21 protein-coding genes are annotated in these 24956 nt (G+C 73.6%); 19 read left to right on the top strand and 2 right to left on the bottom strand.

Features of this window, described 5'->3' with window-relative positions; translation table 11 throughout:
* Positions 1–58: 58 nt before the first annotated feature.
* From ACZ7L7_RS15880 to ACZ7L7_RS15820, 13 genes are all read left to right on the top strand, one after another.
* Positions 59–2320: an MMPL family transporter gene (locus tag ACZ7L7_RS15880; protein ID WP_285514391.1), complete on the top strand. Its 2262-nt coding sequence runs from the start codon at positions 59–61 to the stop codon at positions 2318–2320.
* 151 nt (positions 2321–2471) lie between these two features.
* A complete protein-coding gene (locus ACZ7L7_RS15875) occupies positions 2472–2729 on the top strand; it encodes a phosphopantetheine-binding protein (RefSeq protein ID WP_093724880.1) in 258 nt (85 codons plus the stop codon).
* A gap of 5 nt (positions 2730–2734) precedes the next feature.
* The gene (locus ACZ7L7_RS15870) at positions 2735–4276 is read left to right on the top strand and encodes a class I adenylate-forming enzyme family protein (RefSeq protein WP_453605030.1); all 1542 of its coding nucleotides are present in this window, start codon (positions 2735–2737) and stop codon (positions 4274–4276) included.
* Positions 4273–5880: an FAD-dependent monooxygenase gene (locus ACZ7L7_RS15865; RefSeq protein WP_471592619.1), complete on the top strand. Its 1608-nt coding sequence runs from the start codon at positions 4273–4275 to the stop codon at positions 5878–5880. Before ACZ7L7_RS15870 ends, ACZ7L7_RS15865 begins: the two co-directional genes overlap by 4 nt.
* Positions 5881–6006: 126 nt before the next feature.
* Complete coding sequence (locus ACZ7L7_RS15860; protein ID WP_453605033.1) at positions 6007–8217, top strand: anthranilate synthase component I; 2211 nt, start codon at positions 6007–6009, stop codon at positions 8215–8217.
* Entirely contained in the window at positions 8214–9158 is a 945-nt protein-coding gene (locus tag ACZ7L7_RS15855; RefSeq protein ID WP_285514387.1) for a 4'-phosphopantetheinyl transferase family protein, read from the top strand. Before ACZ7L7_RS15860 ends, ACZ7L7_RS15855 begins: the two co-directional genes overlap by 4 nt.
* A 2-nt stretch (positions 9159–9160) precedes the next feature.
* On the top strand, positions 9161–11113 hold the full coding sequence (locus ACZ7L7_RS15850; protein ID WP_285514386.1) for an FAD/NAD(P)-binding protein: 1953 nt from the start codon (positions 9161–9163) through the stop codon (positions 11111–11113).
* A 61-nt stretch (positions 11114–11174) separates the two neighbouring features.
* Positions 11175–12578 (top strand): nitrosuccinate lyase, encoded by a 1404-nt coding sequence (locus tag ACZ7L7_RS15845; RefSeq protein ID WP_472076134.1) that lies wholly within the window; start codon positions 11175–11177, stop codon positions 12576–12578.
* 60 nt (positions 12579–12638) lie between these two features.
* Positions 12639–12914, top strand: a complete 276-nt coding sequence (locus tag ACZ7L7_RS15840) for a hypothetical protein (protein WP_250745091.1) — start codon at positions 12639–12641, stop codon at positions 12912–12914.
* Positions 12915–13006: 92 nt separating this feature from the next.
* The gene (locus ACZ7L7_RS15835) at positions 13007–14473 is read left to right on the top strand and encodes a DUF2252 domain-containing protein (RefSeq protein ID WP_472076212.1); all 1467 of its coding nucleotides are present in this window, start codon (positions 13007–13009) and stop codon (positions 14471–14473) included.
* Complete coding sequence (locus ACZ7L7_RS15830; RefSeq protein ID WP_471431428.1) at positions 14470–14946, top strand: hypothetical protein; 477 nt, start codon at positions 14470–14472, stop codon at positions 14944–14946. Before ACZ7L7_RS15835 ends, ACZ7L7_RS15830 begins: the two co-directional genes overlap by 4 nt.
* Positions 14947–14988: 42 nt before the next feature.
* Entirely contained in the window at positions 14989–15957 is a 969-nt protein-coding gene (locus ACZ7L7_RS15825) for a J domain-containing protein (RefSeq protein WP_471592617.1), read from the top strand.
* Between the two features lie 40 nt (positions 15958–15997).
* Entirely contained in the window at positions 15998–16327 is a 330-nt protein-coding gene (locus tag ACZ7L7_RS15820) for a rhodanese-like domain-containing protein (RefSeq protein ID WP_472076210.1), read from the top strand.
* 293 nt (positions 16328–16620) lie between these two features.
* Here the strand turns inward: ACZ7L7_RS15820 and ACZ7L7_RS15815 are convergent, their stop codons facing one another.
* Entirely contained in the window at positions 16621–17754 is a 1134-nt protein-coding gene (locus ACZ7L7_RS15815; protein ID WP_472076208.1) for an acyl-CoA dehydrogenase family protein, read from the bottom strand.
* Positions 17755–17967: 213 nt separating this feature from the next.
* Here ACZ7L7_RS15815 and ACZ7L7_RS15810 point away from each other — a divergent pair, with 213 nt between their 5' ends.
* From ACZ7L7_RS15810 to ACZ7L7_RS15800, 3 genes are read left to right on the top strand one after another with little or no spacing between them, the layout of a single operon-like run.
* Positions 17968–18663: a DUF5819 family protein gene (locus ACZ7L7_RS15810; protein ID WP_285514381.1), complete on the top strand. Its 696-nt coding sequence runs from the start codon at positions 17968–17970 to the stop codon at positions 18661–18663.
* Complete coding sequence (locus ACZ7L7_RS15805) at positions 18660–19874, top strand: HTTM domain-containing protein (protein WP_472076131.1); 1215 nt, start codon at positions 18660–18662, stop codon at positions 19872–19874. Before ACZ7L7_RS15810 ends, ACZ7L7_RS15805 begins: the two co-directional genes overlap by 4 nt.
* Positions 19871–20617, top strand: a complete 747-nt coding sequence (locus ACZ7L7_RS15800; protein ID WP_472076129.1) for a TrmH family RNA methyltransferase — start codon at positions 19871–19873, stop codon at positions 20615–20617. Before ACZ7L7_RS15805 ends, ACZ7L7_RS15800 begins: the two co-directional genes overlap by 4 nt.
* An 8-nt stretch (positions 20618–20625) precedes the next feature.
* Here ACZ7L7_RS15800 and paaN read toward each other — a convergent pair whose 3' ends face one another.
* Positions 20626–22317: a phenylacetic acid degradation protein PaaN gene (gene paaN / locus ACZ7L7_RS15795; protein WP_285514378.1), complete on the bottom strand. Its 1692-nt coding sequence runs from the start codon at positions 22315–22317 to the stop codon at positions 20626–20628.
* A 161-nt stretch (positions 22318–22478) separates the two neighbouring features.
* Between paaN and ACZ7L7_RS15790 the strand changes: the two genes are divergently transcribed.
* From ACZ7L7_RS15790 to ACZ7L7_RS15780, 3 genes are all read left to right on the top strand, one after another.
* Positions 22479–23996 (top strand): 3-hydroxyacyl-CoA dehydrogenase, encoded by a 1518-nt coding sequence (locus tag ACZ7L7_RS15790; RefSeq protein WP_472076127.1) that lies wholly within the window; start codon positions 22479–22481, stop codon positions 23994–23996.
* Positions 23993–24583 (top strand): TetR/AcrR family transcriptional regulator, encoded by a 591-nt coding sequence (locus tag ACZ7L7_RS15785; protein ID WP_472076125.1) that lies wholly within the window; start codon positions 23993–23995, stop codon positions 24581–24583. The genes ACZ7L7_RS15790 and ACZ7L7_RS15785 overlap by 4 nt, the downstream gene beginning before the upstream one ends.
* A gap of 71 nt (positions 24584–24654) precedes the next feature.
* Complete coding sequence (locus ACZ7L7_RS15780) at positions 24655–24951, top strand: hypothetical protein (RefSeq protein WP_285514375.1); 297 nt, start codon at positions 24655–24657, stop codon at positions 24949–24951.
* Positions 24952–24956: the final 5 nt, after the last annotated feature.

The following is a 24956-nucleotide window of genomic DNA, read 5'->3' as shown; positions in this document are numbered from 1 at the left end:
CGGACACATCCCCCCATCGGGGCGACGCCCCGCCCCGTCTTTTCTGGAGGAAACACCCATGTTCAACAAGCTGGCCGCGCTCGCGACCGGCCGCCGCAAGCTGGTTCTCTGGCTGGGACTGCTGTTCTGTGTCGTGGCCGGAGGACTGGGCGGCGCCGTCAACAGCAAGCTGTCCTCCGGTGGTTACGAGGTGCCCGACGCACCGTCGACGCAGGCGAACGAGATCCTCAGCGAGAAGTTCGGCACCGGTGAGCCCAACCTCGTGCTGCTGGTGAAGACCCCCAAGGGCGTCGACGACGCGGACACCGCCGCCAAGGGCGCCGAGCTGACGAAGAAGCTCGCCGCCGAGGACGGCGTCCAGGAGGCCGCCTCCTACTGGACCCTGGACAAGGCGCCCAGCTTGCGCGCCGAGAAGTCCGACTCCGCGCTCGTCCTCGCCCACCTTGAGGGCAACGAGGACGAGGTGGACGACTACCTGGCGAAGCTGCGCCCGCACTACGAGGACGGCTTCGAGGGCCTGCAGATCCAGTTCGGCGGCCGGGCCGAGGCGTACGCGGAGATGAACGAGCAGACCCAGGAGGACCTGGCGCTCGCCGAGACCCTGGTGCTGCCGCTCACCCTGATCCTGCTGGTCTTCATCTTCCGCGGCGTCATCGCCGCCCTGCTCCCGCTGGCCGTCGGCATCGTCGCCATCATCGGCGCGCTCGGTGTGCTGCGGGTGCTGGTGGAGCTGACCGATGTGTCGGTCTTCGCGATGAACCTCACCACGGGTCTCGGGCTCGGCCTCGGTATCGACTACAGCCTCTTCGTGGTCAGCAGGTACCGCGAGGAGCTGCGCAAGGGCGCGAGCGTCAACGACGCCATCGGCACCAGCCTGCGCACCGCCGGCCGTACCGTCCTGTACTCGGCGATCACCGTGGCGCTGTCGCTGTCGGCGCTGCTGCTGTTCCCGATGTACTTCCTGCGCTCCTTCGCCTACGCCGGTATCGCGGTCGTCGCGTTCGCGGTGGTCGCCGCCCTGGTGCTGCTGCCGGCGCTGCTCGCGGTCATCGGCACCCGGATCAACAAGTGGTCCTGGAACCGCAAGAAGCCCGAGGGGGCCGTCGAGAGCGGCTTCTGGCACAAGCTCGCCACCCTGGTGATGCGCCGCCCGCTGCCGCTGGCCACCGGCGTCATCGTGATCCTGCTCTTCCTCGGCTCGCCGTTCCTCGGCATCAACCTCAACCTCGCCGACGAGCGCACCCTGCCCAAGGACGCCGAGGCCCACCAGGTCGGCCAGGTCCTGGTCGAGGACTACTCGGCCCGCGAGATGGAACCGCTCATGGTCGTCGCCGAGAACGCGGGCGACCCGGCCGAGCGGGACGCCAAGGTCGCGGAGTACGCCCAGACGCTGTCCAAGCTGGACAACGTGGCCCGCGTCGACGCCCAGACCGGCTCCTACGCCGACGGCGAGCAGATCGCCCCGGCCGGCGCCCTCAACGAGCGCTACGAGAAGGGCGAGGGCACCTGGCTGTCGGTCATCCCGGAGGTCGGCTCCTACACCGACGAGGGGCAGGACCTGGTCGGTGACGTGCGGGCCGCCGAGGCACCGTTCGAGGACGTGAAGGTCGCGGGCACCGCCGCCTCCTTCAAGGACACGATGACCTCGCTGACCGACCGGATGCCGTGGGCGCTGCTGCTGATCGCGGTCTCCACCTTCGTGCTGCTGTTCCTGATGACGGGCAGCGTGCTGATGCCGGTGAAGGCGTTCGTGCTCAACCTGCTCAGCCTCACCGCCACCTTCGGCGCGATGGTCTGGGTCTTCCAGGACGGCAACCTGATGTGGCTGACCGGTGACTTCACCGTCACCGACGGCATCGTGGCGACCACCCCGATCATGATGTTCTGCGTCGCCTTCGGCCTCTCCATGGACTACGAGGTCTTCCTGCTCTCCCGGATCAAGGAGGAGTACGACCGCACCGGCGACAACAGGAGCGCGGTCGCGCTGGGGCTGCAGCGCACCGGTGGCCTGGTCACCGCGGCGGCGGCCCTGATCGCCCTGGTGTTCGTCTCCTTCCTGGTCTCCGGCATCACCTACATGAAGCTGCTCGGCCTCGGTCTCGCCCTGGCCGTCCTGATGGACGCGACCCTCGTCCGGGGCGTCCTGGTCCCGGCGTTCATGCGCCTGGCCGGCCGCTACAACTGGTGGGCCCCGCGCCCGCTGACCCGGATCTACGAGCGGTTCGGGCTGAGCGAGGGGGAGGAAGCCCCCGCCCCCGTGACCACCGCCGCGGGCAAGCAGGCCGACTCCGGCCGCGCGCCCGCCGACATCGGCAGCTGACCGTACGCACCGCACCGACTCCCGGCGGGGCCGCCCCGAGGCCATCGGCCGCCCCGAGGCCACCGGGCGCCCCACGGCAGCCGGGCGCCCCGCCGGGACCCACCCACCACCTCACCCACCGCACCACCGCGCACACTCCGAGGGGACCACCATGTCCGACCAGCTGACCCAAGGCCACGCGCTCCTGCTGGAGTTCGTCGATCTGCCCGAACTGCTCGACGGCATCGGCCGCGACGACGACCTGACCACGGCCGGCTTGAACTCCGGCGACCTGATCCGGCTCGCCCTCGCCATCGAGGAGCGCACCGGCAGCCCGCTCGACGACGACGAACTGACCGCGCTGCACACCATCGCCGGGATCGACGAGGTGCTCACCGCGCGCGCCGCGACCGTGAGCGAGGCCCGCTGATGTGGATGGCCCACTTCGTCCGGCGGCACGCCGGACAGCGCCCCGACGCCCTCGCCCTCGCCGACGAGCGGCTCTCGCTCACCTGGCGTGAGCTGGACGAACGTACCGACTCCCTGGCCGCCGCCCTCATCGACCGCGGGGTCGGGCCCGGGGAGCGTCTGGTGGTCAGCTCGCCGAACCGGGTCGAGGTGCTGGAGCTGTACATCGCGGCCGGGAAGGCCGGGGCGATCGTCTGCCCCGTCAACCACTCCTTCCCCGCCCCCGAGGTCGAGCACGTCGTCTCCAACTCCGCGCCCCGCGGCGTGATCGCCGAGCAGGGCGTCCTGGACCGGCTCGGGGACGCCTTCGGCGACACCTGGAAGATCGCCCTGGACGGTCCCGGCTACCAGGAACTGCTCGCCACACCCCGCCGCACGCTGCCGCTGCCGCGGATGGACGACCTGTTCGCGATCCTGCACACCTCGGCCACCACCGGCCGCGCCAAGGGCGTCGCGGTCACCCACCGCTCGGTGTCCGCCTGCTACACCGCCCTCGCCGCCGAGGCCCGCTTCACCGCCGACGACGTGATGCTCAACCCCTGCCCGCTCTTCCACGGCTCGATGGTGATCGGCCTGGCCCTGCTGGCGGCCGGCGGAACCCTGGTGCTGCAAAGGGAGTTCGCCCCGCAGCGCTTCCTCGCCGAGGCCGAGCAGCGCCGCGCCACCCGCGCCTTCGTGGTGCCGTCGATGGTCCGCTTCGCGCTGCGCACCAAGGCGTTCGAGACCACCGACCTGACCAGCCTGGTCGACGTGATGTTCGGCGGCGCCCCCATGCCGGAGGAGCTGCTGCGCGAGTCCCTGGAGCGCTTCCCCTGCCCCTTCCGCGGGATCTACGGCATCACCGAGGGCGGCGGCCCCATCGCCACGGTCCTCTTCGGCGGCGCCGAGGACCACGGCGCCGACGCGGCCGCCCGTGAGCTCAGGCTGCGCTCGGCGGGGCGGATGCTGCCCGGCTGCCACATCGAGATCCAGGACAAGGAGGGCCGCGCGCTGCCGCCCGGCGAGATCGGCGAGGTCTGCGTCCGCGGCGACGGTCTGATGCGCGGCTACTGGCGCAACCCTGCCGCCACCGAGTCCGCGCTGCGCGACGGCTGGCTGCGCACCGGCGACCTCGGCTACTCCGACGCCGACGGCTACCTCTACCTGGTCGACCGGATCAACGACGTCCTCATCCGCGGCGGCCAGAACGTCTACCCGGCCGAGATCGAGCGGGTGCTGGGCGCCCAGCGCGGGGTCGCCGACGCGGCCGTCGTGGGCGCGCCCTCGGAGGAGTGGGGCGAGGTCCCGGTCGCCTTCGTGGTCAAGGAGGGCGAGGAGGTCTCCGCCGCCGGTCTGGTGAAGGCCTGCGCCAGCGAACTGGCCAGCTACAAGCGGCCGGTGCGCATCGAGTTCGTCGACGAGATCCCGCGCAGCGCGGCCGGGAAGATCCTGCGCCGCAAGCTGCGGGAGCGGTTCGCCGACGGCATGCCCGGCGCGGCCCCGGTGCCGCCCGGCGAGCGGGGGGAGTGAGCGCCGTGCGAGTCGCCTGCATAGGTGCCGGGCCCGGCGGTCTGATGCTGGCCCTGCTGCTGCGCCGCCTCGGCGGCCACGAGGTCGACGTCTTCGAGCGCAGCCCCGCCGGCGCCACCTACGGCTTCGGTGTCGTCTTCTCCCGCTTCAGCCTGGCCCGGCTGCGCCGCGCCGCCCCCGACGTGGTCGCCGCCCTGCTGGACCGCGGGGCCCGCTGGGACGACGTGGAGGTGCGCCGGGACGGCGAGCGGGTCCGCTCCACCGGCCACGGCTTCGCCGCCGTGGAGCGGCGCGCGCTGCTCACCGCGCTGAACGAGCTGGCCGAACAGGCCGGTGCCCGGCTGCACTTCGGCACCGAGGCCGATGCGCGCGACCTGCTCGGGCGGTACGACGTGGTGGTCGCCGCGGACGGCGCCGGCAGCCGCACCCGGGCCGCGTTCGCCGAGGAGTTCGGGGCGTCGGTCCTGCCCGGCCCCGGGCGGTACGCCTGGTTCGGCGTGGACCGTGCCTTCGACGCGATGACGTTCCTCTTCGCGGACAGCCCGTACGGCCCGGTCGGCGCCCACGTCTACCCGTACGGCCCGGACCGCTCGACATTCCTGGTGGAACTCGGCGAGCGGGAGTGGGAACGGGCCTCCTTCACCGAGGGCGCGAGCATGCCGCCCGGCTGGAACGACGAGCGCGCCATGGAGTTCTGCGCCGAGGTGTTCGCCGAGCACCTGGGCGGGGCGCGGCTGCTGTCCAACGGCTCGCGCTGGCTGACCTTCCCGAAGATCTCCAGTACGCGCTGGTCCACCGGGCGCCTGGTGGGGCTCGGGGACGCCGTGCACACCGCGCACTTCTCCGTGGGCTCGGGGACGACCCTGGCCCTGGAGGACGCGGTGGAGCTGGCGCGGCGACTGGCCGAGCACGGGGAGGGCGACGACATCGACGCGACCCTCGCCGGGTACGAGGCGAACCGGCGGCCCATCGTGGAGTCCGTGCAGCAGGTCGCCTGGGCGAGCCAGCGGATGTGGTCCCACCCGTCCGAGCACCGCGCCCTGGACCCGGCCACGCTGATGCTGCGCCTGCTGACCCGGACAGGCCAGTCGGCGGCGGACGTCCTGCTGCAGCTCGACCCGCAACTGGCCAAGATCGGCGACGGGGTGACGGCCCTGCCGGACCACGAGGTCCCGCAGCTGGTGCCCGACACGGACGGCACGCTGTCCCTGGCCGGCCGGCCGGGCGGCCCCGTCCTGGTACCGACGGCCCCCGACGCCCTCGCGGTGGCCGCGGCGGGGGAGCGGCTGCACACCCTGCGCCGCGAACGCCCCTCCGCCCCGCTCGGCCTGCTGGTGAGCGCCCCGGCCCCGGCGGAGGGACCGGTGGCGTCCCTGATCGACTCGGTGACGTCCCTGGCCGAGTCCCTCCCGCTCGCCGTCGTCGCGGTGACCTCCGGGACCTCCCTGCCCGCCGCCGACCGCACGTCCCGCTCGGCCCTCACCGAACGCCTCACGGCCCGGGGCCTGCACACCGTCTACGTCTGCCGCCCGACCGACCTGAACCACGGCTGGACCCACGTCCGTTCGGGCCGCGCGGCGGAGGTGTGGGCGACGCGGGAGTGACGGAGGCCGTGGCGGCGCGCCGGGCACGAACCCGGCCGCCCGCCCCGGGCCACGCCCCCTCCGCACCCGACCGCCCCGAACGCTGCCCCGGCTCCGAACGCCGGGTTCGAGAAAGGAACTTGGGGGATGCCCCAGCTGGAAACGTCCCGCCCGCGCACCGGTCGGGCAGCGCCGTCCGCACGGTGGACCACGCCCGTCGGAGTCGAGGTCGTCCGTACCTCCGAGTCGCTCGGCTCCGCCGCCACCCTGCGTACCGCCCTGGAGGACACCCTCGACGAACGCCGCGGCATGCTGCTGTTCCGCGGCCCCGACCGGATCATCGGCTACAGCGATCCACCGGTGGAGATAACCGCGAGCGGGAGGGAGATACGCGCCACCGCGCTCAACGCGCGCGGCCGGGTGCTCCTCCCGGCCCTGCTGGCCCTGTTCTCCCGTGCCGTCGGGCCCGGGGGACGGGTCGAGGCCGACGGGGACACCCTGCACATGACCGGTGCCGTCCCCGACGGGACCTTCGCCGAGGAGGACCGGACCCGGCACGTCGGTGTCTTCGCCGTGGTGCGGTCCGTGGTCGAAGGGCTCGCGCTGCCCGACGACCCGCTGCTCGGGCTCTACGGCGCCTTCGGCTACGACCTGATCTTCCAGGTCGACCCGATCGGACTCAGCCAGCAGCGCCGCCCCGGCGACCGCGACATGGTGCTGCACCTGCCGGACACCGTCTACGAACTCGACCTCAAGGCCGACGAAGCCGTCCGGCACGACTACGAGTTCCGGGTCGGCGCCTCCCGCACCGACGGGCTCGACCGGGCCACCCCGGCCCGCCCCTTCGTGGCCGCCCAGGAGGCGCCCGAGCGGGACCACGCGCCCGGCGAGTACGCGCGGGTCGTGGAGCGGGCCCGGCCGCTGTTCCGCTCCGGCGACCTGTTCGAGGTCGTGCCCAGCCAGTCCTTCCACCGGGCGGTCACCCGCCCGCCGTCCCGGCTCTTCCGCACCCTGCGCGACCGCAACCCCGCCCCGCACAGCCTGCTGATGAACCTCGCCGAGGACGAGTACCTGGTCGGCGCCTCCCCGGAGATGTTCGTCCGGGTCACCCCGCGCGCCGCGGCCGGCGCCCTCGTCGAGACCTCCCCGATCAGCGGCACCATCGCCCGCGGCCGGGACGCCCTGGAGGACGCCGAGCGCATCCGCACCCTGCTCAACTCCTCCAAGGACGAGCACGAGCTGACGATGTGCACGGACGTCGACCGCAACGACAAGTCCCGTGTCTGCCTGCCCGGCACGGTCCAGGTCACCGCCCGCCGCCGGATCGAGAAGTACTCCACCCTCATCCACACCGTCGACCGCGTCGAGGGCGTCCTGCGGCCCGACCGGGACGCGCTGGACGCCTTCCTCGCCCACCTGTGGGCGGTCACCGTCACCGGCGCGCCCAAGCTGTCCGCGATCGAGTTCATCGAACGGCACGAGCGCTCCCCGCGCCGCTGGTACGGCGGTGCCGTCGGGCGGATCGGGTTCGACGGCGGCCTGGACACCGTGCTGACCCTGCGCACCATCCACCTCCACGACGGCGTGGCCACGGTCCGCGCCGGAGCCACCCTGCTGCACGACTCCTCCCCCGAGGACGAGGAGCTGGAGACCGAGCTGAAGGCGAAGGCGCTGCTGGGTGTCCTGGACGAGCCCGCCCGGCCGCCGCGTGCGGCATCCGCGGTCTCCGAAGGGCCCGGCGCCGGCCGCCGCATCCTCCTGGTCGACCACCGCGACTCCTTCGTGCACTGCCTCGCCGGGTACCTGCGCGAGACCGGCGCCGAGGTCGGTACGTACCGCAGCGGCACCCATCTGCCGCTCCTCGCCGAGCAGCGCCCCGACCTGGTGGTGCTCTCCCCCGGCCCCGGCACCCCCGCCGACTTCGGCACCGCCGCCACGCTCGCCGAGGCCGAACGGCTCGGCATCCCCGTCTTCGGCGTCTGCCTGGGCCTGCAGGGGATCGTGGAGTACCTCGGCGGCACCCTCGGTGTGCTGCCCGAGCCGGTGCACGGCAAGCCCTCCCGGGTGCGCCGCACCGAGGCCGACTCGCTGCTGCTGGACGGGCTGCCCAAGAGCTTCACCGTCGGCCGCTACCACTCGCTGTACGCCGACCCGGCCACGCTGCCCGACTCCCTCAGGGTCACCGCGGCCACCGAGGACGGCATGGTCGCGATGGCGGTCGAGGCGCCCGGACACCGGTTCGCGGCGGTCCAGTTCCACCCCGAGTCGATCATGACGTACGCCGGGCACACCGGCCGCCTCATCGTCCACAACGCGGTCGCCCACCTGACCCGTACGCCGGTCGGAGCGGTGCGGTGAGCGCCGTGCTCGCGCCCGAGCCGGTCGACCTGGACGCGGTGACGGCGCTGTTCGAGCCGCGCGTGATCGCGGCGCAGGCGCACACCGGGGAACTGGAGTTCGGGCAACTGCCCGCGCCGGTACGGGACTTGCTGCACGGCTACACCGCGCCGCTGCGCCGCGAGACGTTCACCGCGGGCCGGCTCGCCGCCGCCCGCGCCACCGCCGCGCTGACCGGGATGCCCCGGTGGCTGAGCGCCGACGGGCGCGGGGCGCCGAGCTGGCCGTACGGGGTGGCCGGTTCGCTCAGCCACACCAACCGGGTCGCCCTGTGCGTGACCGGCCCCGACGACGGAGTCGGTCTCGGCATCGACATCGAGCCCCTGGAGACGGGCGAGGAGCTGCTGTCCGCCGTGCACTACGTGTGCACCCCCGAGGAGCGCGAGCGCCTGCGCGGCGCCGCCGACCCGGCCCTCGCGGTCCTGCGGCTCTTCTGCGTCAAGGAGGCCCTCTACAAGGCGCTCCCGCCGGACCACCAGGACGGCGTCTCCTTCCAGTCCGTCGCCCTGGAGTGGGAGGAACCCCCGGACGGCACCGACCCCGCCGTCCCGGTCCACTTCCGCGTCCACCGCGGCCCGGCCCCCGGCACGGAGGGCCGCTGCGCGGTCATCGGCAGCCGGATGGTCGCCGCGGTGGCGCTGCGCCGCCGACCGGCGGGCCGGGACGCGGGCCCCGTGGGTCAGGGCACACCCGCCCCGCATTCGGCCCCGGTCTCCCCGGTTTCCCCGGCCCCGCGTTCCGACGCCAAGGGTCCCCGCCCGGTCTCCGTCGCGCCGTTGGGCGCGGGTGGGCCGGACTCGGGGCCCGGTGCCGCCGACTCGGGCCGTGGCCACGCCGACCCGGGCCGCGCCCCCGCCCCCACCCACCCCCTCGCCCCCCGTAACTCGCAGGACGGACAGTAGACATGACCACCAGACAGCACACCGTGTGTGTGATCGGAGCGGGACCGCGGGGGCTCTCCGTGGTGGAGCGGCTGTGTGCCGCCGCGAGGTCCGCCGTGGCCGGGACCGCGATCCGGATCCACGTCGTGGACCCGCAGCCGCCCGGCGCCGGGCAGGTGTGGCGGACCAGCCAGTCCGCGCATCTGCTGATGAACACGGTCGCCGGACAGATCTCGGTGTTCACCGACGCCAGCGTGGAGCTCACCGGCCCCCTGGAGCCGGGCCCCAGCCTGCACGGCTGGGCACGGGAGCTGGTCGCCGGGCGGATACCCGGGCACTATCCCGAGCAGGTCCTCGCCGAGGCCCGGACGCTGGGCCCCGACACCTACCCCACCCGCGCCTTCTACGGCCACTACCTGCGCTGGGCCTTCGAGCGTGTCGTCGCCGGCGCCCCCGAAAGCGTCACCGTCACCTGGCACCGTTCCCGGGCCGTCGCCCTGGACGACGAGGGCGTCGCCCTGGCGACCGGACATCCGCCGCGTCAGCGCGTGACGCTGGAGGACGGCGGCGTACTGGAGCACCTGGACGCCGTCGTCCTCTCCCAGGGCCACCTGCCCGCCCGGCCGACCGCGGCGGAGGAGCAGTTCACCGCCCTGGCCCGCGAGTTCGGCCACCCCGTCGTCCCGCCCGCCAACCCGGCCGACAGCGACCTGGAGGGCATCCGGCCGGGACAGCCCGTACTGCTGCGCGGCCTCGGCCTGAACTTCTTCGACTACATGGCCCTGCTCACCACCGGCCGCGGCGGCAGCTTCACCCGGGTCTCCGGCCGGCTGGTCTACCTGCCCTCCGGCCGGGAGCCCAAGATGTACGCCGGTTCCCGGCGCGGTGTGCCCTACCAGGCGCGCGGCGAGAACGAGAAGGGCCCGCACGGCCGCCACGAGCCACTGCTGCTCACCCCGGCCCGGATCGCCCGGATGCGGGCCGCGCGCGGCGCGGACGGCGCCGACTTCCTGCGGGACGTGTGGCCGCTGGTCGCCAAGGAGGCCGAGACCGTCTACTACCGCACGCTGCTCACCGCCCGCGGCCGGGGCGACCGCGCCGAGGCGTTCCAGCGGGACTTCCTGAGCGCGCTGCCCGGCACGTCCGCCGAGGACGCGGTGCTCGACGCGTACGAGATCGGCGAGAAGGACCGCTGGGACTGGGACCGGCTGGCCCGGCCGTACCGGGACCAGGAGTTCGGCGGCCCGGAGGACTTCACGGCCTGGCTGCTGGACTATCTGCGCGAGGACGTCGACGAGGCCCGCAGCGGCAATGTCAGCGGCCCGCTCAAGGCCGCCCTGGACGTGCTGCGCGACCTGCGCAACGAGATCCGGCTGGTCGTCGACCACGGCGGACTGCACGGCGACTCCCACCGCGAGCACCTGGACCGCTGGTACACGCCGCTGAACGCCTTCCTGTCCATCGGCCCGCCCGCGTCCCGGATCGAGGAGGCGGTGGCGCTGATCGAGGCGGGCGTGCTGCACATCGTCGGCCCCGACCTGCGGGTGGACGTCGACCGGCAGGGCTTTTACGCCCACTCGCCGCTGGTGCCCGGCTCCCGGATCAGCGCCGAGGTGCTGATCGAGGCGCGGCTGCCCGACATCACGCTCAGCCGCACCGAGGACCCGCTGCTGCGGCACCTGCTGGACACCGGGCAGTGCGCCCCGCACCGCATCGCCACCCGCAACGGCACCTGGGTCTACACCGAGGGCCTCGCGGTCACCTCCCGCCCGTTCCGGCTGCTGGACGCCGCCCGGCGCCCGCATCCGCGCCGGTACGCCTTCGGGGTGCCCACCGAGTCGGTCCACTGGGTGACGGCGGCGGGTATCCGGCCCGGGGTGAACTCGGTGACCCTGACCGACTCCGACGCCATCGCCCAGGCGGCGCTCGGGGCGGTGCTGGAGCGGCGGGCCGGGCTGGAACGGACGGCCGCGTGAGAGCGGAGGAAGGACCCACCATGTCGGAGGAGGCACACCCATGGTCGGAGGAGACACAGCCATGACCTTCCAACTCTCCCCGGAACTCGCCGCGGTGGTCGACTCCGGGCTGCTGTCCCCGGTGCGCGCGGGCACGCCCGTGGAGGCGGCGGTGTCCGACGCGGCCTGGCTGGCGGCCATGGTCGAGGCGGAGACGGCACTGGTACGGGCGCAGGCCCGGCTGGGCACGGTGCCGGAGTCCGCCGCGGCGGCGATCGCGGCGGCGGCCCGGCCCGAGCGGCTCGACCTGGTCGCGCTGGCCCGCGCGGCGCGCGAGACCGCCAATCCGGTCGTGGGGTTCGTGAAGGCGCTGACGGCGGTGGTCGCGGCCGAGGACCCGGCCGCGGCGGAGTACGTGCACCGCGGCTCCACCAGCCAGGACATCCTGGACACGGCCGCGATGCTGGTGGTGCGCCGGGCGACGGTACTGATCCGGGCGGACCTCGACCGGTGCGCGGCGGCGCTGGAGTCGCTGGCGCGCACCCACCGGGACACGCCGATGGCGGGGCGCACCCTGACCCTGCACGCCGTGCCGACGACCTTCGGTCTGAAGGCGGCGGGCTGGCTGCACCTGGTGCGCGAGGCCCGCGGCCGGGTGGCGGACCTGGCGGCGTCCCTGCCGGTGGAGATCGGGGGCGCGGCGGGCACGCTGGCGGGGTACCTGGAGTACGCGGACGCGCCCGACGACGGCTACGCCGGCCGCCTGGTGGAGGCGTACGCGCAGGAGACGGGCCTGGCCCCGGCGCCCCTGCCCTGGCACGTCCTGCGCACCCCCATCGCCGACACCGGGGCGGTGTGCGCCTTCCTGGCCTGCGCGCTCGGCAAGATCGCCGTCGATGTGCAGTCGCTGGCCCGCACCGAGGTCGGCGAGGTGACCGAGCCGGCGGTGGCGGGGCGGGGCGCGTCCTCGGCGATGCCGCACAAGCGCAACCCGGTCCTGGCCACGCTGATCCGCTCGGCCGCGCTCCAAGTGCCGCAGCTCGCCGCGGTGCTGTACGGCACCATGCTGGCGGAGGACGAGCGGTCGGCCGGTGCCTGGCACGCGGAGTGGCAGCCGCTGCGGGAGTGCCTGCGGCTGGCGGGCGGCGCGACCCGTACGGCGGTGGAACTCCTGACCGGCCTCACGGTCGACGCCGACCGCATGCGCGCCAACCTCGACCTGACCGGGGGCCAGATAGTCTCCGAGCGCGTCGCCGCCGTACTGGCCCCGCTCCTCGGCAAGGCCCAGTCCCGGGCCCTGCTCACCCGCGCCAGCCACGAGTCCGCGGACCGGGGCGTGCCCCTGGTGAAGGTCCTGGCGGAGTCCCCGGAGGTGACCCGGCACCTGTCCCCGAAGGAACTGGACGCCCTGCTGGACCCGGCGGGCTATCTGGGCGCGGCGCCGGGCCTGGTGGACCGGGTGGTGGACGGCAGGCCCACGGCATAGCCGCCGAGGCGTTGGCGGTGTCTTGAACGGTCCTCGACCGGTCTTCAGCAGCCTTGCCCTATGAATCCCGAACCCGGCCCGGACCGGCGGCAGTTGCTCGACACCCTGCAGTCCCTCCTCGACGCCCTGCCCCGTCCGGCCGACGGGGCGCCCCCGCGGGCCGAGGACGTCCTGACCTACCTGGAGACCGGCCGGGGCACCCACCTCGGCCCACGCCTGCCCGTCCCCGCGCCGACCGCCCGCGGGGACGCGGCCGTGGAGGCGTCCCTGCGCCTGGTGATCGAGGCGTTCACGGTGCTGCTGGGGGCGCGGGGGGACCCGGCCGACCCCGGGTGAGGGCGGGCCCGGGACGGGATATCCACATCCCTCCGCCCGTCCACGGGGACTGCCGGATTTCGGCCACCTCGCTGTACCGTCGGCACGAATTGATGTTCGTGCGGGCCGGGGACGGTCCGGTGCGGGGGGAGGCGGTTGGTGTGGTCGACGGTTCGGTGGAGGCGCGCGGCGCGTCCCGGCGGTTGCCGCAGGTGCGCGGGTTCGCCCAGTGGCCGGGCAACGGTGGCGCGAAGGCGGAGGGCAAGGCGCTGCGGGAGCGCGTGCCGCGCTCGGCGCACGCGGAGTTCGAGGTCGACCCCGGTCGCCCGGACGCGCTGACCGCGGTCGAGGAGTCCAGTCTCGGCCGGATTCCGGAGCTGACGCCGATACGGGTGGGCCGGATGGCGGCGACCCCGTTCGCCTTCCTGCGCGGCTCGGCCGGGCTCATGGCCCACGACCTGGCCCACACCCCCATGACCCGCGTCCTCGCCCAGATCTGCGGCGACGCCCACGCCGCCAACTTCGGCCTGTACGGCGACGCCCGCGGCGGCCTGGTCATCGACCTCAACGACTTCGACGAGACCGTGCCGGGCCCCTGGGAGTGGGACCTGAAGCGGCTGGCGGCCTCGCTGGTGCTGGCGGGCCGGGAGGCCGGCGCCGCCGAGGACACCTGCCGCGAGGCCGCGTACGACGCGGTCGGCGCCTACCGGCGCACCATGCGGCTGCTGGCCAAGCTCCCGGTGCTGGACGCCTGGAACGCCATCGCGGACGAGGAACTGGTCTCCCACACCGACGCCCACGACCTGATCGGCACCCTGGAGCGGGTCGCCGCCAAGGCCCGCTCCAACACCAGCGGCCGGTTCGCGGCGAAGTCGACCGAGCGCACCGAGGACGGCGGCCGCCGCTTCGTGCCCGCGCCGCCGGTCCTGAGCCGGGTGCCGGACGAGGAGGCCGCGGCGGTGGCGGCGTCGCTGGAGGAGTACCTGGAGACCCTCCCGGAGGACCGGCTCCCGCTGCTGGCCCGGCACGCGGTGCACGATGTCGCCTTCCGGGTGGTCGGCACCGGCAGCGTCGGCACCCGCTCCTACGTCGTCCTCCTCCTGGACCACCGCGGCGAACCCCTCGTCCTCCAGGTCAAGGAGGCCCGCCCGTCCGCGCTGCTGCCGCATCTGGCGGCGGCCGGGTTCGAGGCGCCGAAGCCGGAGCACGAGGGCCGCCGGGTGGTGCTGGGGCAGAAGCGCATGCAGGTCGTCAGCGACATCCTGCTCGGCTGGACGACCGTCGACGGGCGCCCCTACCAGGTGCGCCAGTTCCGCAACCGCAAGGGCAGCGTGGACCCCGCCGCCCTCTCCCCCGACCAGCTCGACGACTACGGCCGGATGACCGGCGCCCTGCTGGCCCGCGCCCACTCGCACAGCGCCGATCCCCGCCTGGTCGCCGGCTACTGCGGCAAGAACGAGGAACTGGACGAGGCGATAGCCGCCTTCGCGGTCGCCTACGCGGACCGCACCGAGGCGGACCACGCCGACCTGGTCGCGGCCGTACGCGCGGGCCGCATCGCCGCGGAGGCGGGGGTGTGAAATACGTCGACCTCGACGGGCGGGCCGGTGAGACGACGGGCGTCATCGACCCGCGGCCGTACCTGGAGCACCTGCCGGAGTTCGCGGACCGGCTCCCGCCGGGCGCCCGCGCGTTCGCCACGGACCCGGGGCACTACGCGTTCTCCGGCGCCCGGTGCGTGAAGGACCTGCGCCCGGACCTGGCCCGGCGGACCGCCGCCGACGAGGTCGAGCTGCGCTTTCGGCACGACTGCTTCAAGCACGAGGAGGACCTGGTCATCCGCTACCGCGGGGTCTCCCGCTTCCAGGCGGGCTTCCTCGGCGCCTGCGACGTCAGCGGGCTCGGCGAGGTGATCCTCGACGAGGTGCTGCCGCGTCCCGACGGCGGCTGCAGCCATGAGATCGCCTGCCGTCCGGGCACGCTGTTCGTGGTCTGCCGCGATCTGACGGCGTCCTGGGTCCCGGCGGACTGCCCGGAGACCCCGGGGCCATGATCGGCCGTAGGCCGCGGGCGAGCCGTGGCCTACGCTGGTCGCGTGACGACCCCGGAAGCCGAGCAGCAGCCCCCCCAGCCCGACGAGGAGACCGCTCCCCGGCCCGGCGAGGAGACCGCCGAGCAGACCTCTCCAGGGGCCGAGACCCCCGGGGAGGAGACCTCCTCCCAGCCCGCCGAAGAGCCCGCCGAAGAGCTCGCCGAAGAGCCCGCCGAAGAGCCCGCCGAAGAGGCCTCTCCGCGCCCCGAGGAGCGCCTGGAGCGAGCCGTGCGGGCCGCCGAGCAGGCGCTGATCGAGTACGAGATCGCGGTGGAGACCTTCCGTGTGGAGGTCGAGAACTTCTCCCGGCTGCACCACCAGAAGCTCGGTCCGATGTACGCCCGCCTCGACGAACTGGACGCCCTGATCGCCGAGGCCAGGGCCGAGCGCTCCGGTGACCCGGAGGACCGGCGCAAGGCGGACGAGGCCCGCGCCCGGGTCATGCCGATGCCGGGCGTCGAGGAGCTGTTCCACGGCTGGATGGACGGCGACGGCCTGTTCCCGGAGGCGTCCGCGATGCTCACGGACCAGCAGGTACGGCCGCCGCAGCGGGTGCGCCCCAGCGAGGAGGCCCGCAAGCTCTACCGCGAGCTGGCCCGCAAGGCCCACCCCGACCTGGCCCAGGAGGACGCGGAGCGGGCGCGCCGGGAGGAGTTCATCACCCGGGTGAACGCCGCGTACGCCCGGGGCGACGAGGCCCTGCTGCGGGAGCTGGCCGAGGAGTGGGCGGCCGGTCCCGTCCCCAAGGAACGGCAGCCGAGCCCGGCCGAGGAGCTCTACGCCCGCCTGGAGTGGCTCGCCCAGCGCAAGGAAATGCTCGGCGCGGTCGCCCGGGAGCTGGAGGAGAGCGCGATCGGCTCCATGCTGCGGCTGGCCCCGGACGACCCGGACAAGCTGCTGGAGGAGATCGCCGAGCAGCTCCTGGCGGACGTCGCCGCCCGCGAGGCGGAACTGGCGGAACTGAAGGCGTAGCCCACCGGGTACCGTCGGGGGCATGCATTTCGGATCTGGCGTGCCCACGGTCGAGGTCTCGGACCTCAAGGACGGCGATTTCCTCCTGGACGTCCGGGAGGACGACGAGTGGCAGGCGGGCCACGCCGAGGGGGCGCTGCACATCCCCATCAGCGAGTTCGTCGCCCGCTACGGCGAGCTGACCGAGGCGGCCCCGCAGGACGGCCGGGTCAATGTGATCTGCCGCTCCGGCGCCCGCAGCGCCCAGGTGGCGATGTACCTCGTCCAGCAGGGCATCGACGCGGTGAACGTGGACGGCGGCATGCAGGTCTGGGCGGCGACGGGCCGCCCGGTCGTCACGAACGACGGCAAGCCGGGCTTCGTACTCTGACGCCCTCGGGGGCTGCCGGAGGAGCCCGGCCGAGGGCGGCCGGGCTTGTGCTCCGAGCGGGCCTCGGCCGAGGGCAAGCCCGGCTTGCGCTCCGAGCGGGCCTCACCCCAGCGGATGCGCCGTCGGCAGATCCCCCAGCTTCTCCTTGTGTGCCGCGGCGGGCCCGAGCGAGAGTTTCCCGGCTTGGCCGAGGGGTGGGGCCGTGCGGGGACGGTCGGCCGCGGAGGGCGTGTGTGTGCGGGCCGTCTGCCGTATCTGCCGCGTGCTCTTCGAGCCGTGCCGGAGGAGCGGCCTCAGCCGAGAGGATGTGCCGCCAGCAGATCCCCCAGCGCCTCCTCGTGGGCCGACGCCGGGCCGAGGGACAGTTCCAGTTGCTTGGCCCAGGCGTGGTACCGGTGCAGGGGGTACTCCACGTCCGCGCCGAAGCCGCCGTGCAGGTGCTGGGCGGTCTGGACGATGCGCCGTACGCCCTCCGCGGCCCAGATCTTGGCGACCGCCACGTCCCCGGCGACCGGCAGCGCGCCCGGCGTCCGGGCCGTGACGCGCCAGGCGGCCTGCCACAGGGTGGCCTCCATGGCGCGCAGGTCGATGTAGCGGTCGGCGGCCTGCACGGCGACCGCCTGGAACGTGGCGAGCGGATGCCCGAACTGCTCCCGCTTGCCGGTGTAGGCGCTGGTCATGCGCAGCACCCGGTTCCCGATCCCGAGCGCCAGCGCGCACGTCCCGACCGTCAGCAGCTCCCGCAGCCGCTCCCAGGCGCCCTCCGCGTCCACCACCTCGCGCTCCGCGAGCCGCACGCCCTCCAGCCGTACCTCCCCGAGCCGCTCCCCGCTGGTGGAGTACTGCTCGGCGAGCCGCACCCCGGCCCGCCCGCGCGGCACCACCGCGAGCACGGCCCGGTCGCCGTCCGCGTGTGCCGGTACGACGACGGCGTCGGCGTCGAAGGCCCACGGCACCGCCGTCTGCGCCCCCTCCAGCACCCACTGCGCGCCGTCCCGCCGCGCGGTCACCGCCAGCTCCGCCGGATCGTGCCCGCTGCGGCCGTGCGCGGCGACGGTGAGGGCGACCTCGCCCCGCCCGGCACGCGCCAGCAGCTCGGACTTCAGCTCCGCTCCGCCGTACGCCTGGAGGACCGCCAGCGCGGCGCCGTGCTCCAGCAGCGGCACCCGCGCCAGCACCTCACCGGCCTCCCGCAGCACCAGGCAGAGCGCGACCGCGTCAAGCCCGGCCCCGCCGTACTCCTCGGCGAGCGGCAGGCTCAGCAGGTCGGTCTCGGCGAGCCGCGACCACAGGGCGCGGTCGAAGTCCTCGGCGACGGCGCCCGGGGTGAGCGCGGGGCTCGGCACGGAGTCCGGCGCGACCCCCGCGAACACCCCCCGCGCCGCCTCGGCCGCCGCCTGCTGCTCCTCGGTGAAGGTGAAGTCCACGGTCCTGCCCTCCCGCGCCCACGAGACCTGACGGTGCGTCAAGATAGAACAGGTTCTAGAAGAAGGGAACGCCCCGGGCCCGCCGGTGCGACCGAGGTCCTACCGAATGCTCGGCGGACGTGACCTTCCCGTGAGCCCGGAGCCGTAAGGTGTCCCCCCGGGACAGGGCCGCCGGGCCGACTTCCGGGGCCGTAATCGGGGAGACGGGGCGCCATGGACGCGTACGACACACAGGGTGAGGTCCGGCACGGGCCGGGGCCCCGCACCGGTGTGGCCGCCCTCTCCCTGCGCTACCAGATCGTCGCCGCGCTCGCCCTCGCCGTGGTCGCGGTCGGCGTCTGTGTCCACCTGGGGATGGTGTTCCTGCACGTCGCCCCCTCGAACACGGTCAGCAAACGGCACGGCGAGGCGATAGGGGACTGGGTCTACCCGGAGTTCGAGCAGAACTGGAAGCTCTTCGCGCCCAACCCGCTCCAGCAGAACATCGCCGTCGAGGTGCGCGCCGAGATCCGCGAGGCGGACGGCACGATACGCACCACCGGCTGGTACGACCTGTCCGCCCAGGACGGCCGCGCCATCGACGGCAACCCGCTGCCCAGCCACACCCAGCAGAACGAACTGCGCCGGGCCTGGGACTTCCTCGTCGCCACCCACGACAGCGACAACCGTCCGGTCGAACTGCGCGGCGACCTGTCCGAGTCCTATCTGCGCCGGATCGCCCTGCTGCGCCTGGACCGGGTGGACGCGGCCGGGGAGGACGGAGTCGTCGAGCGGATCCGGTTCCGCTCCCGGACCACCAACGTGCCCCCGCCCGACTGGAGCGAGGAGAAGGTGCCGGACAAGCCGGTCTACCGGGAACTGCCCTGGTGGGAGGTCCCCGGGGACGAGTCCGGAAAGGACCGGGCATGAACCGGATCGCCCTGTGCCTCTCGGCCGCCATCGCCAAGGTCACCGAGTCCCCGCTCGGCCCGTACCAGACGGCCGTCATCCGCATCGGCTTCGCCGCGACCTGGCTGCTGTTCCTGCTGCGCGAACTGCCCCACCGCCACGAGCTGTACGGCCCCGACGGGCCCTGGAGCTTCGCCCTCGGCCAGCAGCTGATCGAAGCGAACGGCGCCTTCACAGCCCTGATCTGGACCGACAGCCGCCTCTGGTTCGAGCTGGTCTACGCCCTCGCCGTGCTCTTCGCGGTCCTGCTGCTGCTCGGCTGGCGCACCCGCACCACGTCGGTGCTGTTCATGGTCGGGGTGCTGTCCCTCCAGAACCGCTCCATCTTCATGGGCGACGGCGGCGACAACGTCCTGCACCTGATGTCGATCTACCTGGTCTTCACCCGCTGCGGCCGGGTCTGGTCCCTGGACGCGCGCCGGGCCGACCGGGACAGCGCGGCACGCGCGCGTGGCGAGCGGGTGACCGACCGCGTGGGGCCGCTGCTGTGGGGCCTGTGGGGTGCCGTCCTGATCATGGCCACCCTCGCGGGCCGGCTCGACGGCGACCGGACGGTGCCGCTGATCCTGTGGACGGTGTGGGTCGCACTGGCCGTGTGGTGGCTGGTCGGGCGGTACGCGCGCACCGCGCAGCCCCGCGTACTGCTGGACGTGATCGGGAACATCGTGCACAACGGCGCCCTGTTCGTGATCATGGCCGAGGCGTGTCTGATCTACGCCACCGCGGGCTGGTACAAGATCCAGGGCTCCCGCTGGCAGGACGGCACGGCCGTCTACTACCCGCTGCACCTGGAGTACTTCTCCCCCTGGCCGGCCCTCGCCGACGCGCTCGCGGCCAGCGGGGTGATGGTGCTGCTGGTGACGTATGGGACGGTCCTGGTCCAGGTCGCCTTCCCGTTCACGCTTTTCAACCGGCGGGCCAAGAACGTCCTGCTGGCCTTCATGATGTTCGAGCACGCGGTGATCGCGGTCGTGCTCGGCCTGCCGTTCTTCTCGCTGGCGATGATCGCGGCGGACGCGGTCTTCCTGCCGACCGGCTTCCTGCGCCGTCTCGGCGCCCGCGCGGCACGGATACCGGCCCGGCTGCCGGGCCGGCGCAAGGGCGAGGCGGCGCTCCCGGAGCAGCGCAGCCCGGAGAACCCCGAGCAGAGCCACGTAGCATCCCCGTCATGACCGCCCCCGTCACCACCTGGCACCGCCTCGCCGGCACGGCCGTACTCCTGGACGGCTTCCACGCCCTCAAGCACGCGGTGCGGTTCGGGGCCGAGGTGCCCGTGGCGGTGGCGGCGGACCGCGCGGCGGCCCTCGCCCTCGCCGACGAACTGGCCCCCGACGTACGCGACCGGCTCGCCGCCCTGCTCACCGAGGTGCCCGAGGAGACGTACCGCTCCCTGGTCCCGCGCCCGCATCCCACGGCCGTCGCGGCGCTCGCGGTACGGCCGTCCCGCGCGGCGAACCTCCGGCGGCTGGCGGAGCGGCCGCGCACCGCCCCGGTGGTCCTCCTCGACCAGCCGCGCAACCTCGGCAACGCGGGCGCGGTGATCCGCCTGGCGGCGGGCTTCGGGGCGACGGGCGTGGTCACCACGGGCACGCTGGACCCCTGGCACCCCACGGTCATCCGGGGCGGCGCGGGGCTGCACTTCGCGACGGCGGTGGAACGCGTCACGGCGCAGGAGATCCCCGACGGTCCGCTCTTCGCCCTCGACCCCGAGGGCGACGACATCCGGGCGGTGAAGCTCCCGGACGACGCCGTCCTCGCCTTCGGCTCGGAACGCACGGGCCTGTCGGAGGTGGTCCGCGCCAGGGCGGACCACCTGCTCTCCCTGCCGATGCGTCCTCAGGTGTCGAGCTACAACCTGGCGACGAGCGTGGGGATGGCCTTGTACCACTGGAGCCTCGGGCAGCAGGCCCTCTAGACCGGCCTCTAGGCCTCCCGGCGCACCTCGACCACCCGGAACCGGTTCGCGACGAACGCCCCGTCGCACAGTGCCGCGTTGGCGGCCGGGTTGCCGCCGGACCCGTGGAAGTCGGAGAACGCCGCCGTCTGGTTGACGTACACCCCGCCGGTCAGGTTCAGCGACAGCTGCGCCGCCTCCTCCAGGCAGACCTCCTGCACCGCGGCCTCGACCTCGGCGTCGACGGTGTACGCGCCGACCGTCATCGCGCCCTTCTCCCGGATGGTGCGCCGCAGCAGCTCCACCGCGTCCGAGGCGGAGTCCATGGCGACCGCGAAGGAGACCGGGCCGAAGCACTCGCTCATGTAGGCGGCCTCGTCGTCCGGCTTGGCGCCGTCCAGCTTGACGATGACCGGGGTGCGCACGACCGCTTCGGGGAAGTCCGGGTTGGCGACCTCACGGGAGGCGAGGGCGACCTCGCCGAGCCCGGCCGCGGCCTCCAGGCGGGCCTTGACGTCGGGGTTGACGATCGCGCCGAGCAGGGCGTTGGCCCGCGCGTCGTCGCCGAGCAGTCCGTCCACCGCGCGGGCGAGGTCCGCGACGACCTCGTCGAAGCCGCGCGGCCCGTCCTCGGTGCGGATGCCGTCGCGGGGGATCAGCAGGTTCTGCGGCGTGGTGCACATCTGGCCGCTGTACAGCGACAGCGAGAAGGCCAGGTTGGACAGCATGCCCTTGTAGTTGTCGGTGGACTCCACGAGCACGGTGTTGACGCCGGCCTTCTCGGTGTAGACCTGCGCCTGGCGGGCGTTGGTCTCCAGCCAGTCGCCGAAGGCGGTGGAGCCGGTGTAGTCGATGATCCGGATCTCGGGCCGCACGGCGAGCGTCTTGGCGATGCCCTCGCCGGGCCGCTCGGCGGCGAGTGCGACGAGGTTGGGGTCGAACCCGGCCTCGGCGAGCACCTCGCGGGCGACCTGCACGGTGAGCGCCAGCGGCAGCACCGCGCGGGGGTGCGGCTTGACCAGCACCGCGTTGCCGGTGGCCAGCGAGGCGAACAGACCCGGGTAGCCGTTCCAGGTCGGGAAGGTGTTGCAGCCGATCATCAGTGCGATGCCGCGCGGGACCGGCACGAACTGCTTGGTGAGGTTGAGCGGGTCCCGCTTGCCCTGCGGCTTGCTCCACTCCGCGGTGTCGGGCGTGCGGACCTGCTCCACGTACGCGTAGGCCACCGCCTCCAGGCCGCGGTCCTGCGCGTGCGGGCCGCCCGCCTGGAACGCCATCATGAACGCCTGCCCGGAGGTGTGCATGACCGCGTGCGCGAACTCGTGGGTGCGGTCGCTGATCCGCTTCAGGATCTCCAGGCAGACCACCGCGCGGATCTCCGCGCCCGCGTCCCGCCAGGCCCGCTGACCGGCCTTCATCGCGGGCAGCAGCACGTCCACGTCCGCGTGCGGGTACTCCACGCCGAGCGTGATCCCGTACGGGGAGACCTCGCCGCCCACCCAGCCGTCGGTGCCGGGCTGGCCGAGGTCGACGCGGGTGCCGAGCAGGGCGTCGAAGGCGGCCTTGCCCGCGGCCATGTCCAGGCTGCCGTTCTCCCCGTACGCCTTCGGGTGCTCCGGGTGCGGTGACCAGTACGCGCGCGTGCGGATCGCTTCGAGCGCCTGGTCGAGGGTGGGCCGGTGCTTGGCGATCAGGTCGTGGGGGGTGAGGGCGGCGGCCATGCGAGACCAACTCCTTGGTTTCAAGAACTCCTCGTCGAGTTCATGACCTGGGCAGAAACATGGGCGGATACAGCCAGTCCCCAGTAGAGTAACCGAACGAACGGTCGGTACAAGGGGGTCCGCCGCATCTGTGGAAAACCCCGTGCGGGAGGATCGCGCTCATGACAGCACTCGACCTCAGCAGCCCCGTGGGCGTCGTCGGCACCGGCACCATGGGCCAGGGCATCGCCCAGGTCGCACTGGTCGCCGGCCACCCCGTACGGCTCTACGACGCGGTCCCCGGCAAGGCGCGGGAGGCGGCCGACGCCATCGGCGCGCGCCTGGACCGGCTCGTCGAGAAGGACCGGCTGACCGACACCGAACGGGACGCGGCCCGCGCCCGGCTGGAGCCCGTCGAGGGCGTCGCCGGCCTCGCCGACTGCGCCCTGGTCATCGAGGCCGTGCTGGAGCGCCTGGACGTCAAGCAGGAGCTGTTCAAGTCGCTGGAGGAGGCCGTCGCCGAGGACTGCCTGCTCGCCACCAACACCTCCTCCCTCTCCGTCACCGCGATCGGCGGCGCGCTGGCGAACCCCGGCCGCTTCGTGGGCCTGCACTTCTTCAACCCGGCGCCGCTGCTGCCGCTGGTCGAGGTGGTCTCCGGGTTCGCCACCGACGTCACGTCCGCCACGCGCGCGTACGAGACGGCCCGCGCCTGGGGCAAGACCCCGGTCGCCTGCGCCGACACCCCCGGCTTCATCGTCAACCGCATCGCCCGCCCCTTCTACGCCGAGGCGTTCGCGGTCCACGAGTCCCAGGGCGCCGACCCCGCCACCATCGACGCGGTCCTGCGTGAGAGCGGCGGCTTCAAGATGGGCGCCTTCGAACTGACCGACCTGATCGGCCAGGACGTCAACGAGTCCGTCACCCACTCGGTGTGGCAGTCCTTCTTCCAGGACGTGCGCTTCACGCCGTCGCTGGCCCAGCGCCGCCTGGTCGAGTCCGGCCGCCTGGGCCGAAAGAGCGGACACGGCTGGTACGACTACGCCCCGGACGCCGACCGCCCCGAACCGCACACCGCCGAGCCGGAGCGGGCGCCCGCGTACGTCGTCGCCGAGGGCGACCTGGGCCCCGCCGCCGAACTGCTCACGCTGCTGCGCGAGGCGGGCATCCAGGTGCGCGAGGAGGACGAGGACCAGGGCACGCGGCTCGTCCTGCCCAGCGGCGGACAGCTCGCCCTCGCCGACGGACAGACCTCGGTGGAGTTCCGGGACGTCGTCTACTTCGACCTCGCCCTCGACTACCGCCGGGCCACCCGGATCGCCCTGTCCGCCTCGCAGGACACCTCCCCGCAGACCCTCGCCGAGGCCACCGGGCTGTTCCAGGCGCTCGGCAAGAAGGTCAGCGTCATCGGCGACGTGCCCGGCATGATCGTCGCCCGTACGGTCGCCCGGATCGTCGACCTCGCGCACGACGCCGTCGCCAAGGGCGTGGCCACCGAGGAGGACATCGACACCGCGATGCGCCTCGGCGTGAACTACCCGCTCGGCCCCTTCGAGTGGAGCCGCCGCCTGGGCCGCAACTGGGCCTACTCCCTCCTGGACGACCTGCACCTGCGGGACCCCTCCGGCCGGTACGCCCCCTCCCTGGCCCTCTACCGGCACGCCTACGCCACCGACAAGCGGGAGGGCAGCGCCTCATGACCACCGTCAAGCGCGACACTTACACCCCCGAGACCCTGCTGTCGGTGGCCGTCCAGGTCTTCAACGAGCGCGGCTACGACGGCACTTCCATGGAGCACCTGTCGCGGGCGGCCGGTATCTCCAAGTCCTCGATCTACCACCACGTCACCGGCAAGGAGGAACTGCTCCGCCGGGCCGTCAGCCGCGCCCTGGACGGTCTCTTCGGCATCCTCGACGAGGAGCCCGCCCGCACCGGCCGCGCCTCGGACCGCCTGGAACACGTGGTCCACCGCATGGTCGAGGTCCTCATAGCCGAACTGCCCTACGTCACCCTGCTCCTGCGCGTCCGCGGCAACACCGACACCGAACGCTGGGCCCTGGACCGCCGCCGCGACTTCGACCACCGGGTCGCCGCCCTGATGGAGGCGGCGGCGGCCGACGGCGACATCCGCTCCGACGTCGACGGCCGCCTCGCCACCCGCCTCGTCTTCGGCATGATCAACTCCATCGTGGAGTGGTACCGCCCGGAGATCCGCGGCATGGGCGAGCGCGAAGTCGCCGACGCGGTCGCCAAGGTGGTCTTCGAGGGGCTGCGCCGGAGCGTCTGAGCACGCGCGCGTGCCCGGATGAGTACGGCACCCCATGGTCCCCGGCCGCCGGGGCGGGTGGACTGGGGCGCATGAGCCGAGACGACCTCCCCGCGCGCGTGGCCGACCCCGGCTGGTGGCGGGCGCCCCTCCTGGCCACGCTGGTGGCGCTGCCGCTGCTGGCGTGGCAGTACGCCATGTTCGGCGCGGTCACCTTCGAGGTCTTCGACGGAGTGGTCCTGTGGGGACTCGGCCTCCTCGCGGCCTCCTGGCCGCTGCCGCGCCACCGGGGCACGCGCACGCTGCGCATCACGGCCGCCGTGACGGGGCTGGTCTGCACGGTTGTGCCACTGCTGTTCCTGGTCTTCCTCGTGGTGACGCTGACCTAGGGTCT

It is taken from the genome of Streptomyces sp. NPDC110618, from assembly GCF_055657065.1.
Note: the sequence above shows the minus strand (reverse complement) of the source record. Positions and strands in the feature narration are given on the sequence as shown.